Raw genomic sequence first — 14,496 nt, 5'->3', positions numbered from 1 at the left:
GTCGCCCGCGTAGCCGCATGGTCTCGCGCGGAGACGATCACTCGGTGCGGGACTCCGGGTACGCATAGGCGAAGAGACGTTCCAGCATCGCATGCAGCTGCTCTCGCTCCGCCGGGTCGAGCGGGGCGAGGATCTCGTCGCCGACCCGACCGGCTTCGCGATCGAGGGAGCGCAACGCGGTACGGCCGGTCCGGGTGAGGCGCACGGTGATCCGGCGACGGTCGCGCTCGTCTCGCGCACGTTCCACCTGACCGGCGGTCTCGAGTTCGTCGACGACCTTGGCCACGTCGCTGGGATGGATGGTCAGGCGCTCGGCCAAGTCCCGCTGTGCATGTGGGCCGAAGTCGGCGAGCGCGGCGAGGATCGCCATGTGCCACAGGCGCAGGCCGCGAGCGGCGAGGCGGTCGGCGAACCCGGTGCGCGCGGCCTTGCCGACCCGCGATAGGAGGTAGATGTCGAGGCCGAGCAGGCTCGGTGGGAGTGCGCGTTCGGTACCCATGGAACTATTGTAGGAGCAAACCTACAATAGGTCTGAACCAACTAATCGGAGATCACTGTGGACGCGCTACATCCGAGACTCCTGGTCACTCGCTTCGCCGAATGCTTCGACTTCTACGCGGCGGTGCTGCCCGAGCTGATCGGGGCGACCCTCGTCAAGGGAACCGTCGCCGGTCCATACGCGAACTGGGACGTCGCGGACCAAGGCGTACTCGTGCTCTTCGATCGCGCCGCGATGGCTGAGGTCATCGGCACGTCTACGCTGCCTGCCGCACCGTCGCAGGACGCCGTCATGTTCGTCTGCCGGGTGCGCGATGTCGACGCGGGCGCGCAGCTGTGCGCGAAGCATGGTGCGACCGTAGTAGCGGGTCCGGCCGATCGCCCGCAGTGGGGCCCCGGGCTGCGCACCGCCCACCTGCGTGACCCCGAGGGCACGCTGATCGAACTCCAGTCCTATTGAGTGCTCGAAGATCGGACGCGCTCATGCGGTGAGCGCCACCAGCGATCGACCTCAGGCGGTGTGGCCCGCATCCGGGCGCGGTTGCCTGCGCGAGCTAACCTGCGGGTTCGACCCGGAAAACCGGGTACTGGTCGGCGATCCGCGCGAACTCGTCGAGGGAGGCGGTGCGGTCGATCGGAAAGTGCGGGCGGGCACCGGGAGCGACGGCAAGGTAGCGGCGCAGGATCGGCGCCCGTTCCCCCACCTCCACCTCGGCGAGCCGTACCGCTTCGCGGCCGCGCCGGTGCAGGAACGCCCGGCCATGGGCCGCGGAGACGTTGCGCACCCACCCCGCGTCCCGGCCCAGCATCGACACCAGGTAACGCCGACCCTCGTACTCGGCGACCACGATCGGCAGCGTCACCGGACGCCCGGTGCGCCGACCGGCCACTTCCAGAGTCATGGCATAGCCAGGAGACAGCACACCCGCCGAATACATCCACTCCGAAGCCCGGTTCAGCACCCGGGCGAACGTCCCCGGCCGGTTCCCCCGATACATCCGGCGTTTCGCCGCATAAAGCAGACCTCGCACGCTGTCCATACACCCACCTACCTCATGTGCGCCAGCAGCACCGCATACAGTACAGAACGTCCACCGTCACTGCGGTTCTCCCACTGCGACATCAATCCAACACTGCGCCAAAGCATTCGACCTGCTAAGCAGCTGCGACATCTTTTCTGGGCTCAGCCCCGTGCACGGCCCCAGCGGCGGCCTCGACTGCCGGGTGCGGCTTGCCGGCTTCCGATCGACTGATTCGGCCGGGGGATCAGCACGGTGTCGGCGGCCACGAGAACCCATGCGGTGAACCAGCGTCGGTACCGTCCCACCGCCCGCCACATCGTCGGGATGCGGCGGGCAGCGGGTGGCCGATTACGAGACCACGGGCAAATAGACGGCGTTGCCGTGGCTGGCGAACTCGGCGGATTTCTCCGCCATGCCCGCCTCCAGCGCCTCGGCGTCGTTCAAGCCCTGGCGCTCGGCGTATTCGCGCACGTCCGCGGAGATCCGCATCGAGCAGAACTTGGGGCCGCACATGGAGCAGAAGTGTGCGGTCTTGGCGGGTTCGGCGGGCAGCGTCTCGTCGTGGTACTCGCGCGCGGTGTCCGGGTCGAGGGACAGCGCGAACTGGTCGCGCCAGCGGAATTCGAAGCGGGCCTGGGACAGCGCGTCGTCGCGCTGCTGTGCGTGCGGATGGCCCTTGGCCAGGTCGGCGGCGTGTGCGGCGATCTTGTAGGTGATCACGCCGACCTTCACGTCGTCGCGGTTGGGCAGGCCGAGGTGTTCCTTCGGCGTGACGTAGCAGAGCATGGCGGTGCCCGCCTGCGCGATGATGGCGGCGCCGATCGCGGAGGTGATGTGGTCGTAGGCGGGGGCGATGTCGGTGGCGAGCGGGCCGAGGGTGTAGAACGGCGCCTCCTCGCACAGCTCCTCCTCGAGCCGCACGTTCTCCACAATCTTGTGCATCGGCACGTGCCCCGGGCCCTCGATCATCACCTGCACGCCATGGGATTTCGCGATCTTGGTCAGTTCGCCCAGGGTGCGCAGTTCCGCGAACTGCGCCTCGTCGTTGGCGTCGGCGATGGAGCCGGGCCGCAGGCCGTCACCGAGGGAGAAGGTGACGTCGTAGCGGGCCAGGATCTCGCAGAGTTCCGGGAAGTGCGTGTAGAGGAACGATTCCTGGTGATGCGCGAGGCACCAGGCCGCCATGATGGATCCGCCGCGCGAGACGATGCCGGTCACCCGCTTGGCGGTCAGCGGAATGTAGCGCAGCAGCACGCCCGCGTGGACGGTCATGTAGTCGACGCCCTGTTCGCACTGCTCGATCACGGTGTCCCGGTAGATTTCCCAGGTCAGCGCGGTCGGGTCGCCGTTCACCTTCTCCAGCGCCTGGTAGATCGGCACGGTGCCGACCGGGACGGGGGAGTTGCGCAGAATCCACTCGCGGGTCTCGTGGATGTTCTTGCCGGTGGACAGGTCCATGATGGTATCCGCGCCCCAGCGGGTGGCCCACACCATCTTCTCCACCTCCTCGGCGATGGAGGAGGACACGGCCGAGTTGCCGATGTTCGCATTGATCTTGACCAGGAACTTCTTGCCGATAATGGTCGGCTCGAGCTCCGGATGCTTGTGGTTGGCCGGGATCACCGCGCGGCCCGCGGCGACCTCTTCCCGCACCGATTCCGGCGAGACGCCTTCCCGTGCGGCGATGAAACGCATCTCAGGCGTGACGATGCCCTCGCGGGCCCAGGCGAGCTGAGTACGCGGGCCCTTCCCCTCGGGTCTGGTCCATGTGTCGCGCAGTTTCGGTAGCCCGCCTTCGAGATCGATCGTCGCCGACTCGTCGGTGTACGGGCCCGAGGTGTCGTAGACGTCGAAGTGCTCGCCATTGGTCAGATTGATCCGGCGCACCGGAATGCGCAGGTCATCGACCTGGAGATAGTGCTTGACGCTGCCCTCGATCGGGCCGGTGGTGACGCTGTCGACGGGTGCGGATCCGCCGTCGGACGCAGCGGCGCGTGCCATATTTCCTCCCTACGCCGGCATTACCCGGTCAGGTTCATACGGTCGACGGCCCTGACGCCTCTCGGCTAGCCGTCCTCTCAGCCCGCTGGTGCGAGCCCCCGTTGGTTTGTGAAATTTTCCCGCCCGACCATACCCGGACCCGCCGAGCGTCTGCCCGGCGATTCGGCGGGATCGCGTGAAGTCGCAGGCAACGGCGTGGGAATCAGGGGTCTTCCGCCGGCTGCGGGGTGGCCGAATGTCCCGGCGCGCCGTGGGTGCGGCGTGCTTCTTTCATCTCGGCCTCGTAGATGTGGCGGCGGCCGTCGAGCAGTTCGTCGCGGGCGGCGCGCTCGATGTCGCGGAACAGGTCGTAGTAACCGTCGTCGTATTCCTCGACGATCTGGAATGTCCAGCGTCCGGCCAATACGTTCCGCCCGATCAACTCGGCGGAGATCCGATCGGCGATGTGCGCGTGACCCGCCGCGCGGAACAGCTCCACCGCTATGTCGAGCGCCAGATCGGCCCCGCCGGTCAGTTGGTGGAAGGAGTACAGGTGGCCGCGGGCGCGTTCGACGATCTCCAGGGCCTCCGAGAGTTTGCCGGTGGCGGCGACGGTGCCGTCGTCGACGCCATCGGGGCGGCGGTGCTGAGCGGCCGGGCGATCGGTCATGACCTCGCTCCTTGTCCGGAGGATGGGTGCGGCCGTGAACTCCGCGGTCGGCCGGCGGCGGAGATCGAGGCGCTCGGGTAGCGGCGTACCCGGAGAACGCCGTTCTCATGCGCGGCTGTCGTCGAAACCGGTATCCGGTGGGCCGAGACCGAACGTGTTCAGCGTGGGTGTGCTGGAAGGATCCGGCCGGTGACCTCGCCCAATCCGATCCTGGTCGAACCCGGGCCCGGGGCCGAGGCCGTGATCGTCACCGCGTCGCCGTCCTCGAGGAAGGTGCGTTGCTGATCGTTGACCGATACCGGCCTGCTGCCGCCCCAGGACAACTCGATGAACGATCCGCGCCGGCCGGGTTCGGGGCCGGAGATGGTGCCCGAGGCGTACAGATCGCCGGTGCGCGTCGATGCGCCGTTCGCCGTGAGATGAGCCAGCATCTGCGCCGGTGACCAGTACATCCGGGAGTAGGGCGGGTAAGTGACAGGTTGTCCGTTCCACGTCACGGTGAGTTCGATGTCCAGGCCCCAGTGCTCGGTGCCGAGCAGGTAGGGCAGAGGCGCGGGTGACTGCTCGGGCAGCGGTATGCGCGCCGACTCCAAGGCAGCAAGCGGCGTGATCCACGGCGATATCGAGGTCGCGAACGACTTGCCGAGGAACGGGCCCAGCGGCTGGTACTCCCAGGCCTGGATGTCGCGGGCGGACCAATCGTTGACCAGCGCGACGCCGAAGACCCGGTCGGCGAACTCATCGATCTCCACCGGTACGCCGAGCCGCGAGCCGACGCCGATCACGAATCCGAGCTCGGCTTCGATGTCCAGCCGCCGCGACGGGCCGAAATCCGATGCGCCGGAGCCGGTTCCGCGCTGTCCGCAGGGACGCGTCACATCGGTGCCGGACACCACCACGGTGCCCGCCCGCCCGTGATAACCGACCGGCAGATGGCGCCAATTCGGCAGCAGCGGGTCGCCGTCCGGCCGGAACAGGCGGCCGAGGTTCGTCGCGTGGTCGATGCTGGCGTAGAAGTCCACGTAATCGCCGATACGCACAGGCAGCCGCAACACCACGTCGGACAGCCGATGCACCGCGGCGTCGTCCAGTTCGCCGTCGACCGCTTCACGAATCCGCTCGCGCACCGTCCGCCAGCGCACGGGTCCCTGCGCGAGGAAGGCGTTCAGGCTCGGTTCGGCGAAAACCGAATCATCCAGCAGCACAGCCAAATCGATGACATGTTCGCCGAGCCGCACCCCCACGCGGGGGCCTTCTCCGGTCGGCGCGAACACCCCGTAGGGCAAGTTGTCCGGACCGAACTGCGACTCCGGCGCTACCTCCACCGCGGTCCTCACGCGGGGCCTCGCCCCGACCAGCTCCACGCATAGGTCGGGTCTTCGCAAGCCAGCGCGCCTTCGCCGAGCTCCAGCGGGCGAAAGGTATCCACCATGACGGCCAGCTCGTCGAAGTACTCGATGCCGATGCTGTTCTCGTACGCGCCGGGCTGTGGACCGTGGGCGTAACCGCCGGGGTGCACCGACACCGAGCCTTGCGTGATTCCCGAGCCTTTGCGCGCTTCGTAATTGCCGCCGCAATAGAACATGACCTCGTCGGAATCGACGTTGGAGTGGTAGTACGGCACCGGGATCGACAGCGGGTGGTAATCCACTTTGCGCGGAACGAAATTGCAGACGACGAAGTTGCCGCCCTCGAACGCCTGATGGACCGGCGGCGGCTGGTGGATGCGGCCGGTGATCGGTTCGAAGTCGGCGATATTGAAGGTGAACGGATACAGGCAGCCGTCCCAGCCGACCACGTCGAACGGGTGCGCGGCGTAGACCATCCGCGTGCCGACGACCTGGCCGCCGGGGCGGTGCTTGACCAGCACTTCCACTTCGGTGCCGGTCGCGCTGATGGTCTCGGTGGGTCCGTGCAGGTCGCGCTCGCAATACGGGGCGTGTTCGAGCAACTGGCCGAACTTCGACAGATAGCGCTTGGGCGGCGTGATGTGACCTGTCGCTTCGATCGCGTACGCCCGCAATGGTTCCGGGCCGGTGGGCCGCCAGCGGTGTGTGGTGGCACGCGGGATGAGCACCTGATCGCCCTGCTGTGCGGGCAGCGCGCCGAACACGGTCTCCACCACCGCCGCGCCCGACTCCACATAGACCAGCTCGTCGCCGATCGCGTTGCGGTACAGCGGCGAACCGCCCTTCGCGACCACATACGAGATGCGCACGTCCGCGTTGCCCAGCAGCAGGCGTCGGCCGGTCACCGGATCGGTCTCCGCCGGGGTGTCGCCGGGGAACAGCGTGTGCAGGCGCAGATGGCGGTGACGCAGCGGATGGTTCGGCGTGGTCCGCTGATCGGGCAGCTCCCATACCGTCGAATCGACCAGTGCCGGGGGCAGGCCACGGTGATAGAGCAGGGAGGAGTCGCCGGAAAAGCCCTCCTCGCCCATCAGCTCCTCGTAGTAGAGCCGCCCCTGCTCGTCACGATGCTGGGTGTGCCGCTTCGGCGGTACCGCACCCACTTGCCGATAGAACGCCATGACCGTTCCTCCGCCAGCCGGTGGTCGGGTAGTTGATCACCATCGTAGTGCGGCCGAATCCCCTATCAGGCGTTTCGCATGGCCCGGTAGACCGCGGCCCCGACGAACGCGCCGAGATCCGCCGGTGTCCAGCCGTCCTGGTCCGCGAGCAGCGCGCGTACGGCGGCCTCGCCCGCGGAGACCCACTGCTCCACCAGCACCGGCAACTTGTGCTCGGCGTCCACCGTGCCCCAGGCGCGCAGCGTCGGGCGCAGGAGTTTGGTACAGCGCTCGATGACGAGCGCGCGTCCGCGCCCGAAGGAATTCGCGACGGCGGGGTCGGGATTGCCGTAGACCAGCCGCCAGGCGTCCGGCCGGCTCGCGGCCTTCGTCAGCAGAGCGCGGAATCCCTGGACGAACACGGTTTCGTCGGCGTCGACGTCCCGTGGCTTCACCACCTCGAGCACGCCGCTGACCAGGTAGCCCTCCTCGCGCTGGATCAGCGCCTCGATCAGCTCGACGCGATCGGCGAAGCAGGCGTAGACCACCGGCCTGGTCACCTTCATCCGCTCCGCGATGGCGGCCATGGTGACCGCGGCGATGCCGTTCTCCACGGCGATGGCGAGCGCGGTGTCGAGCACCTGCGGACGGCGGCGCTCCGGGCCGAGATGCTGTGCGCGCTGCCGTTGCCGCACGGCCGGGTCGGCGCCCATACCGCCCAGCCTGCCGCCGGTGGCCCGGTTGCCGCTGCTGCGGCGGGGGAAAGGCGGCTGCGCCGGGCGGGTCACGAGCGCCCGGGTTCGTCGGCGAACTCGGCGATCACCGGGGCGTGGTCGCTGGCGCCCTTGCCCTTTCGCGCCTCACGATCGACCGTCGCGTCCGATACGGTGGCGGCGAGCGCGGGAGAGGCGAGGATGAAATCGATGCGCATCCCCTCTTTTCGCGGGAAGCGCAGCTGGGTGTAGTCCCAGTAGGTGTAGACGCCCGGTCCCGGCGCGAACGGACGCATGACATCCGCGAATCCGGCGTCCACGACGGCCTGGAAGGCATCGCGCTCCGGCTGCGACGTGTGCGTCTTCTCGGCGAAGTACTCCACGGACCACACATCGTCGTCGGTCGGCGCGATGTTCCAGTCGCCCACCAGCGCGATCTTGGCCTGCGGGTCGTCGGCCAGCCAGCGCGCGCCGTTGTCGCGCAGGGCGTCAAGCCATTCCAGTTTGTAGGCGTAGTGCGGATCGCCCAGCATACGGCCGTTGGGCACGTACAGGCTCCACACCCGCACGCCGCCACAGGTGGCCCCGATCGCGCGGGACTCGACGACCGGCGTGCTGATCAGCGACTCGCCCGCGTCCTTGTCGAAGCCGGGCTGGCCGGGAAAGGCGAACTCGACGTCGGAGAGACCGACGCGGGAGACGATCGCCACCCCGTTCCACTGGTTGATCCCCAGGTGAGCGACTTCGTAGCCCAGTTCGTCGAAGCGCTCGAACGGGAACTGGTCGTCGCGGCACTTGGTCTCCTGGATGGCCAGCACGTCGATGTCCTGGCGGTCGAGCCAGTCCGCGACGCGGTCGAGCCGGGAGCGAATGGAGTTGACATTCCAGGTGGCGAGACGCACTGCGGCCTTCCTTCGCGGGTGACAGGTCTGTTCTACCGCAGGCCGCCGGGCCCGGCGAGCGGTTCCGGCGCGGCGTAGCGATAGGTGTGGTGTTCGATGAAGCCGAGTTCGCGGTACATCGCGCGGGCCGGCTCGTTGGTGGCTTCCACCTGGAGATAGGCGTGCGTCGCGCCGCGGTCGCGGCCCCAGCGGATCAGTTCGGCGCAGACCAGCGAGCCGAGCCCGTGCCTGCGGTGCGCGGCGGCGACGGCCACGCAGGTGAGGCCGATCCAGCGGCGTCCGTCCGGGGCGGTGGTGAGCGCGCCGCGGCCGATCGCGATGGGACGCGGCAGGCCGAGCGAAGCGAAGCCGAGTTCACCGTTGAGGACCGCGGTCAGTACCTCGGGATCGGGCGCGGGAATCGTCCGTGCGCCGGGTTCTTCGCCGTCGTAGCGGTGCGTCTCCAGCCAGTCGGCGTCGGGAGCGGGCGCGATCCGCACCATCGAAGGGCCTTGGGGCAGCACGAAATTGTCGATATCGAGAGCCAGCACGGCCGTCTCTCGCCAGCTGTGCCAGCCGGGCGGCACCGGGGCCAGCCGATCGGGCAGCGCGAGCTGCACGGGCAGGCCCTGCGCGGTGTACCACTCGCCGATCCGGTGCAGCGTCTCCGCCGACACGGTGGCGGGTCCATCGGAGCTGCCCAGCGGCACAGCGGAATTCGCGCGCCCGGTGTATCCGTTGCCCGCGCGCGCCAGCCAGCCGTCGATCCACGCGTGTTCGACGCCCGGCCAGCCATAGGCGGCCGCGGCCTCCAGCGCGCGGATCTCTCGGATGCGAATCGGCCTCGGACCGATGGCTTTCAGCGCGACCACGCGCTCCGGCGCCACCGAGACGAGCTCGCCGCCCGCGCCGCGCACGGTCGGCGGGTCCAGGGAGACGAGTTCGCCGATCACGTCGGTCAGCGGTTGTGGATAACCCGCGGGCAGCTGATAGCGCAGCACCACGCGGCGGCCGAGCGGAATATCGGGCAGGCCGGCGGCGGGGTCAGTCGTCATGCCCGAACGGGTCGGGGTCGGTGCCGGGCAGCCAGCTCAGACCCGGTGTGCCCCAGCCGTTGCGTTTGATCGCCTTCTTGGCGGCCCGCGCGTTACGGCCGATCAGCACATCCACGTAGAGGAACCCGTCCAGATGCCCGACCTCGTGCTGGAGCATGCGGGCGAAGAAGCCCTTGCCCTCCACCTCCACCGGCTCGCCGTTCTCGTCGGTGCCGGTCACCTTCGCCCATTCGGCGCGGCCGGTGGGGAACTGCTCGCCGGGCACCGACAGACAGCCCTCCTCGTCGTCGTCCGGGTCGGGCATGGTCTCCGGGATCTCCGAGGTCTCCAGCACCGGATTGACCACCACCCCGCGTCGTCGGGTCGCGGTGCCGTCCGCGCCGAGGTCGGGGCAGTCGTAGACGAACAGGCGAAGCGGGACGCCGACCTGGTTGGCCGCGAGCCCGACGCCGTGCGCGGCGTCGAGCGTTTCGAACATGTCCGCGATGAGCGGAGCCAATTCCTCCGGCGATCGAGTGACCCGCTCGGTCGGATTGTGCAGAACCGGGTCGCCGACGATCACGATCGGGAGGATTGCCATGGGCCAATTATTGCCGTGGGCGCCACGTCACAGCTTCCCGGGTGCCGAAGTGGAGACCGCGGCTACCGGCGGGTAGGGAACACGCCGCGCTGCGGGCCCGGCGATTCCTCGCGCGCGTGGTTGAATGTTCCGCGACGTACAAGCACCATTTTCGTCTGGTGGTCACTCGGCGAGGAGCGAGATGGACGGCGCAGCGGCACGGAATCTTTCCGCGACCCACAACGGCCCTTCCGCGAGCGAAGATGGCACGACGGAGCACGCTTCGGCCGGACAGGCCGACGGCGACGGACTGAGCCGTCGCGAACTCGACATCCTGGCTTTCGAGCGGCAGTGGTGGAAGTACGCCGGGGCCAAGGAAGAGGCGATCCGCGAGCTGTTCGCCATGTCGCCGACCCGGTACTACCAGGTGCTGAACGCGGTGGTCGATCGGCAGGAGGCGCTGGCGGCCGACCCGATGCTGGTCAAGCGGCTGCGCAGGCTGCGAGCGAGCAGGCAGAAGGCGCGCGCGGCGCGGCGGCTGGGATTCCAGGTCTGACCCGGCGATGCGGACCCGGACCCGTCCCGTGCGACTAGGCTCGCGAAGGTGAGCTACCCGAATCCCACCTCCGGTGGGCCACCGTTGCGCGCCCTGGCGATGGTGCTGATCGCGTTGGCCATCGTCTTCGCCGGTCTCGGGGCGATGTCGCTGTCGAGTTCCGACGCCGACACCGACGCCTCGGGAACCAGCGCATCGCCGACCTCGAGCGCGAGCGCCGCGCCGCAGGTCCCGGCGAGCACCACCGTACCCAAGGCGCCCACCTCGTCCACCGCGGTGGCGACCGGGACGGCGACCAGTGCCGCCGCGTCGACCACCACCACGGCGGCGCGTTCGGTGCCGGTGCGCGTACTCAACAACAGCATGGTGGCCGGACTCGCGGCGAAAACGGCAGGCCAGCTCGAGGCGAGCGGCTGGACGATCGCGGAAACGGGCAACTACCCGGGCTCGAACATCGCCAAAACCACGGTCTACTACGGCGATTCGTCCGGCGACAAGGAGGCCGCGCAGGCCATCGCGGACCAGCTCGGCGCGTCGGTGGCACCGAAGTCGAGTGCGATCGGGGATACCGCGCCGGGTGTAACGGTGATCGTCACGGGTAACTGACCCATATGTGGCCGCTGGTCGCACGCCCGGACCAGCGAACACGAGTTAGGGCGCGCCGCCCTGTCGGGGGCACGGCGGGACGGCGTGGCATCATCTTGTCCCGTAACGAACGTGTCCACCCGCCCTTACTCGTAAACTCGGTACTCGTAAAGGAGTTCCCCGATGGCCTCGTCCACAACTCGACGCCCGTCCTGGCGGACTGTGACCCCGGTGCTCGCGGTCGCGGTCTTCGGCCTCGCCGCCTGCTCGAACAGCCAGGAGTCGAGTGACGTCCAGGGAACGACCCCGCCGGTGTGGAGCGGGTCGCCCGCTCCGGCCGCGCAGTCGAGCACCCAGCACGGTGGCTCCCCGGCCGCCGAGCAGGGCGTGAACGTGCAGCTGAAGGACCCCTCGGGCGCCGCGGTCGGCACCGCGAACTTCGCCAAGGACGGCAACCACCTGCAGCTCACCGTCGAGGCGCACGGCCTGCGCCCCGGCTTCCACGGCCTGCACGTGCACCAGGTCGGCAAGTGCGAGCCGAACTCCGTCGCGCCGACCGGCGGCCCGGCGGGCGACTTCCTGTCCGCCGGTGGTCACCTGCAGGTCGGCAGCGCCAACGCGCATCCGGCCAGCGGCGATCTGACCTCGCTCGAGGTGCGCGGCGACGGCGTCGCCAAGCTGGTCACCACCACCGACGCGGTGACGCTGGACGACGTGAAGGGCAAGGCCCTGATCATCCACGCCGACGCCGACAACTTCGGCAACATTCCCAACCGTTACTTCCGTGCCGATGGCGTCGCGGGTCCCGATGAGACGACCCTAGCGACGGGTGACGCGGGTGGCCGTGTCGCTTGTGGCGTGATCCAATAGCGCGGTGGTATATGGCCGGGGCAGGAATCGAACACGTTCCCTTCGATGGTTCGCCCCGGCCCACCATCGGGGTCGAATGGGAGATCGCCTTGGTCGACAAGGTGACCCGCGACCTGTCGAATACCGCTGCGGCGGTGTTCGATTCACTCGGTGACCTCCGTGCCCACGACGGCACACCCCAGGTCACCAAGGAATTGCTGCGCAACACCGTCGAACTCGTCACCGGGGTGCACGAGACCGTCGGCGCGGCGGTGGAGGACCTCACCGGCACGATGAACACGGTGCGCCGTGCGGCCGAGCAACTCGGTGTCGACTTGTTCTGCGCGGGCACCCATCCGTTCGCGCAATGGTCGGCCCAGCAGCTGACCCGATCGGAGCACTACGACGAGCTGATCGAGCGCACCCAGTGGTGGGGTCGCCAGATGATGATCTGGGGCGTGCACGTGCACGTCGGAGTCTCCCACCGCGACAAGGTGTTTCCGATCCTCAACTCGTTGCTGCTGTCGTATCCGCATCTGCTCGCGCTGTCGGCGGGCTCGCCGATGTGGGCGGGATCGGACACCGGCTACGCGAGCAACCGGACGCTCATGTTCCAGCAGTTGCCGACCGCGGGCCTGCCGTTCCAGTTCGAGAACTGGACCCAGTTCGAGCATTTCGTGCACGATCAGATCAAGACCGGTGTCTTCACGCAGCTCGGCGGCATGCACTGGGACATCCGCCCGGCGCCGAAGTGGGGCACCATCGAGGTCCGGGTGTGCGACGGGATCTCCACGCGCGCCGAGCTCGCCGCGATGGCCGCGCTCATCCATTGCCTGATCGTCGACCTCGACCGCCGCGTCGAGAACGGCGAGGAACTGCCCACCCTGCCGCCGTGGCACGTCCAGGAGAACAAGTGGCGCGCCGCGCGTTACGGGCTGGATGCGATCATCATCACCGATGCCGACAGCAACGAGCGGTTGGTCACCGACGACCTGGCGGATCTGCTGAACCGGCTGGAGCCGACGGCGGCCCGGCTTGGCTGCGCGGACGAACTCGCGCTGGTCGCCGAGATCCCCAAGCGGGGAGCCTCCTACCAGCGGCAGCGCCGGGTTGCCGCAGCATCGCAGGGAGATCTGGTCGCGGTGGTGGACGCGCTGGTCGAGGAGCTGAAACAGTAGCGATCGGCCGCGTATAGGTCGGTTGCTGTTCAGCTGGCCAGGGGGATGACGTTCACCCCACGTTTACTATGGTCGGATGCTTGTCGAATACCCGGGGTCCAGAGCAGGAAGCGCGGTCGAGCGCCGTCGCGTACCGCGAACTCGGATCCGGGTCGTCGCGGCGGTGGCCGCGGTGCCGGTCCTGCTGATCGTGTTGCAGGGCGTCGCCATCTGGCAGGGATTCGAAGGCCCCCTGGAAAGCTTGGGGCGGGACTACATCGGCACACCGAAATCGATGTCGGTGCCGTGGGCCGGACTGGTCCTTGCGCTGGTGGGCGTTTCGGCCCGTCGCAGGCTGGTCGCGGTGGGTGTCGCGGCTGCCATCGATGTGGCGTGGGCCGGTGTCCGCTTGCTGGCGGGAGAGCCGTTCGCGATCGGGAACGGCCCCGTGATCGTGCTGACCGGCTTGGCGCTGGTGGCCTGGCTGCGCTGGTCCGGAACCGAACGGCGGGACGCGCTGCACGCAGCCGCGCTCGGCGCGCTGCTCGTCCTGGCCACCAAGGTCGGCGATGTCTGGTTGCACGTCACCGTGATCGGCAGACCGACGGTGCTCGACGAATACGTGATCCTCGCCGACCATGCGCTGGGCGATCCGTCGTGGGTGCTCGGGCGGGCGGTGGACACGCTCGGGCCGGTGGTCTACGCGGTGCTGCACTGGGTCTACATCGAGCTGCCCGTGGCGGCGATCGTCGTGGCCGTGTGGCAGCTGCGCCGAGTGGTGTCGTCGGGCCGGTGGCCGTCGCATTACCTGGTGCGCACCTTCCTGGTGCTCGGCTTGATCGGTCCCTTGGTGTACGTCCTCTTCCCGGTGGTCGGCCCGATGTTCGCGTACGGCCCGGACGGCAACGGGCTGCAATTGGGCAACTACTGGCCGGGGGTCGTTCCGCCGATCGATCGCAACCCGCTGCCGCTGCCGTTCGACGCGGCGGTTCCGCGCAACTGCATGCCCTCGATGCACACCGCTTGGGCGCTGTCGGTATTCCTGCACACCCGCCGCGACGGCGACGGCGAGCCTGCTCCACGCTGGCTGCGCTGGGGCGGCGCGTTCTGGCTGCTGGCCACCCTCACCGCCACCCTCGGGTTCGGCTACCACTACGGCGTCGACCTGGTCGCGGGCGCGGTGCTGTGCCTCACCGTCGAATCGGCGCTGCGCGCCCCGGAGCGCGGCTGGGGATGGTTCCGGATCCGGCTGGTCGGCTCCGGTGCGGTCGTGCTGGCCACGCTGCTGCTGTCCTACCGATACCTCGCCGTGCCGATGGCCGAGTATCCGGTGCTCGCGGGCACGGTCGTGCTCGGGCTGCTGGCCGGACTGGCCGCGGCGTTCCACGCGACGTGGTTCGCGACCGCGCGGCAGCCGGAGCAGGCCGTCCGCGAGGTCGAGCCCGTCGCGCGCTGAGGCCGG

17 protein-coding genes are annotated in these 14,496 nt (G+C 68.8%); 6 read left to right on the top strand and 11 right to left on the bottom strand.

All coding sequences use genetic code 11. The features are described from left to right. Window positions 1-37: 37 nt before the first annotated feature. Complete coding sequence (locus ACWEO7_RS04085) at window positions 38-499, bottom strand: MarR family winged helix-turn-helix transcriptional regulator (protein WP_452420585.1); 462 nt, start codon at window positions 497-499, stop codon at window positions 38-40. Window positions 500-556: 57 nt separating this feature from the next. Between ACWEO7_RS04085 and ACWEO7_RS04080 the strand changes: the two genes are divergently transcribed. Then, window positions 557-958, top strand: coding sequence for a VOC family protein (locus tag ACWEO7_RS04080; protein ID WP_452420584.1), 402 nt, complete (start codon window positions 557-559; stop codon window positions 956-958). A 94-nt stretch (window positions 959-1,052) separates the two neighbouring features. Here the strand turns inward: ACWEO7_RS04080 and ACWEO7_RS04075 are convergent, their stop codons facing one another. From ACWEO7_RS04075 to ACWEO7_RS04035, 9 genes are all read right to left on the bottom strand, one after another. Next, window positions 1,053-1,538, bottom strand: coding sequence for a nitroreductase/quinone reductase family protein (locus tag ACWEO7_RS04075; protein ID WP_452420583.1), 486 nt, complete (start codon window positions 1,536-1,538; stop codon window positions 1,053-1,055). Between the two features lie 330 nt (window positions 1,539-1,868). Beyond that, window positions 1,869-3,521 (bottom strand): phosphomethylpyrimidine synthase ThiC, encoded by a 1,653-nt coding sequence (gene thiC, locus ACWEO7_RS04070; RefSeq protein ID WP_452420581.1) that lies wholly within the window; start codon window positions 3,519-3,521, stop codon window positions 1,869-1,871. A 202-nt stretch (window positions 3,522-3,723) separates the two neighbouring features. Next, window positions 3,724-4,170 (bottom strand): hypothetical protein, encoded by a 447-nt coding sequence (locus ACWEO7_RS04065; RefSeq protein ID WP_450015457.1) that lies wholly within the window; start codon window positions 4,168-4,170, stop codon window positions 3,724-3,726. A 158-nt stretch (window positions 4,171-4,328) separates the two neighbouring features. Further along, on the bottom strand, window positions 4,329-5,507 hold the full coding sequence (fahA, locus tag ACWEO7_RS04060; RefSeq protein WP_452420579.1) for a fumarylacetoacetase: 1,179 nt from the start codon (window positions 5,505-5,507) through the stop codon (window positions 4,329-4,331). Beyond that, a complete protein-coding gene (locus tag ACWEO7_RS04055) occupies window positions 5,504-6,700 on the bottom strand; it encodes a homogentisate 1,2-dioxygenase domain-containing protein (protein ID WP_452420577.1) in 1,197 nt (398 codons plus the stop codon). Before ACWEO7_RS04055 ends, fahA begins: the two co-directional genes overlap by 4 nt. Before the next feature lie 65 nt (window positions 6,701-6,765). After that, a complete protein-coding gene (locus tag ACWEO7_RS04050; protein ID WP_452420643.1) occupies window positions 6,766-7,392 on the bottom strand; it encodes a TetR/AcrR family transcriptional regulator in 627 nt (208 codons plus the stop codon). Window positions 7,393-7,463: 71 nt separating this feature from the next. Beyond that, window positions 7,464-8,294 carry an exodeoxyribonuclease III gene (locus ACWEO7_RS04045; protein WP_452420575.1) on the bottom strand — a complete coding sequence of 277 codons (831 nt, stop codon included), beginning with the start codon at window positions 8,292-8,294 and terminating at the stop codon, window positions 7,464-7,466. A 32-nt stretch (window positions 8,295-8,326) separates the two neighbouring features. After that, a complete protein-coding gene (locus ACWEO7_RS04040) occupies window positions 8,327-9,328 on the bottom strand; it encodes an N-acetylglutamate synthase, CG3035 family (protein ID WP_452420573.1) in 1,002 nt (333 codons plus the stop codon). Continuing rightward, a complete protein-coding gene (locus ACWEO7_RS04035; RefSeq protein ID WP_452420572.1) occupies window positions 9,318-9,908 on the bottom strand; it encodes a peptide deformylase in 591 nt (196 codons plus the stop codon). The genes ACWEO7_RS04040 and ACWEO7_RS04035 overlap by 11 nt, the downstream gene beginning before the upstream one ends. Window positions 9,909-10,089: 181 nt before the next feature. On the opposite strand from ACWEO7_RS04035, the gene ACWEO7_RS04030 reads away from it, so the two are divergent. Next, window positions 10,090-10,443, top strand: a complete 354-nt coding sequence (locus ACWEO7_RS04030; protein ID WP_452420570.1) for a DUF3263 domain-containing protein — start codon at window positions 10,090-10,092, stop codon at window positions 10,441-10,443. A 53-nt stretch (window positions 10,444-10,496) separates the two neighbouring features. Here ACWEO7_RS04030 and ACWEO7_RS04025 read toward each other — a convergent pair whose 3' ends face one another. Further along, on the bottom strand, window positions 10,497-10,799 hold the full coding sequence (locus tag ACWEO7_RS04025; protein WP_452420569.1) for a hypothetical protein: 303 nt from the start codon (window positions 10,797-10,799) through the stop codon (window positions 10,497-10,499). Between ACWEO7_RS04025 and ACWEO7_RS04020 the strand changes: the two genes are divergently transcribed. The 4 genes from ACWEO7_RS04020 to ACWEO7_RS04005 all read left to right on the top strand — a co-directional run bounded on the left by ACWEO7_RS04020 (window position 10,780) and on the right by ACWEO7_RS04005 (window position 14,490). Further along, window positions 10,780-11,049, top strand: a complete 270-nt coding sequence (locus tag ACWEO7_RS04020) for a LytR C-terminal domain-containing protein (protein WP_452420567.1) — start codon at window positions 10,780-10,782, stop codon at window positions 11,047-11,049. The genes ACWEO7_RS04025 and ACWEO7_RS04020 overlap by 20 nt on opposite strands. Window positions 11,050-11,211: 162 nt before the next feature. Further along, entirely contained in the window at window positions 11,212-11,898 is a 687-nt protein-coding gene (gene sodC, locus ACWEO7_RS04015) for a superoxide dismutase[Cu-Zn] (RefSeq protein WP_452420565.1), read from the top strand. An 11-nt stretch (window positions 11,899-11,909) separates the two neighbouring features. Then, entirely contained in the window at window positions 11,910-13,055 is a 1,146-nt protein-coding gene (locus ACWEO7_RS04010) for a glutamate--cysteine ligase (RefSeq protein WP_452420563.1), read from the top strand. A gap of 76 nt (window positions 13,056-13,131) precedes the next feature. Further along, complete coding sequence (locus tag ACWEO7_RS04005; RefSeq protein ID WP_452420561.1) at window positions 13,132-14,490, top strand: DUF5933 domain-containing protein; 1,359 nt, start codon at window positions 13,132-13,134, stop codon at window positions 14,488-14,490. Window positions 14,491-14,496: the final 6 nt, after the last annotated feature.

The organism is Nocardia sp. NPDC004260 (assembly GCF_053603155.1).
This window is presented reverse-complemented; position numbering and strand designations above follow the sequence as displayed.

Coding starts and splice junctions, on each gene's coding strand:
- ACWEO7_RS04085 (WP_452420585.1), bottom strand. CDS start 499: ATGGGTACCGAACGCGCACTCCCACCGAGCCTGCTCGGCCTCGACATC.
- ACWEO7_RS04075 (WP_452420583.1), bottom strand. CDS start 1,538: ATGGACAGCGTGCGAGGTCTGCTTTATGCGGCGAAACGCCGGATGTAT.
- thiC (WP_452420581.1), bottom strand. CDS start 3,521: ATGGCACGCGCCGCTGCGTCCGACGGCGGATCCGCACCCGTCGACAGC.
- ACWEO7_RS04065 (WP_450015457.1), bottom strand. CDS start 4,170: ATGACCGATCGCCCGGCCGCTCAGCACCGCCGCCCCGATGGCGTCGAC.
- ACWEO7_RS04055 (WP_452420577.1), bottom strand. CDS start 6,700: ATGGCGTTCTATCGGCAAGTGGGTGCGGTACCGCCGAAGCGGCACACC.
- ACWEO7_RS04050 (WP_452420643.1), bottom strand. CDS start 7,392: ATGGGCGCCGACCCGGCCGTGCGGCAACGGCAGCGCGCACAGCATCTC.
- ACWEO7_RS04040 (WP_452420573.1), bottom strand. CDS start 9,328: ATGACGACTGACCCCGCCGCCGGCCTGCCCGATATTCCGCTCGGCCGC.
- ACWEO7_RS04035 (WP_452420572.1), bottom strand. CDS start 9,908: ATGGCAATCCTCCCGATCGTGATCGTCGGCGACCCGGTTCTGCACAAT.
- ACWEO7_RS04030 (WP_452420570.1), top strand. CDS start 10,090: ATGGACGGCGCAGCGGCACGGAATCTTTCCGCGACCCACAACGGCCCT.
- sodC (WP_452420565.1), top strand. CDS start 11,212: ATGGCCTCGTCCACAACTCGACGCCCGTCCTGGCGGACTGTGACCCCG.
- ACWEO7_RS04010 (WP_452420563.1), top strand. CDS start 11,910: ATGGCCGGGGCAGGAATCGAACACGTTCCCTTCGATGGTTCGCCCCGG.
- ACWEO7_RS04005 (WP_452420561.1), top strand. CDS start 13,132: ATGCTTGTCGAATACCCGGGGTCCAGAGCAGGAAGCGCGGTCGAGCGC.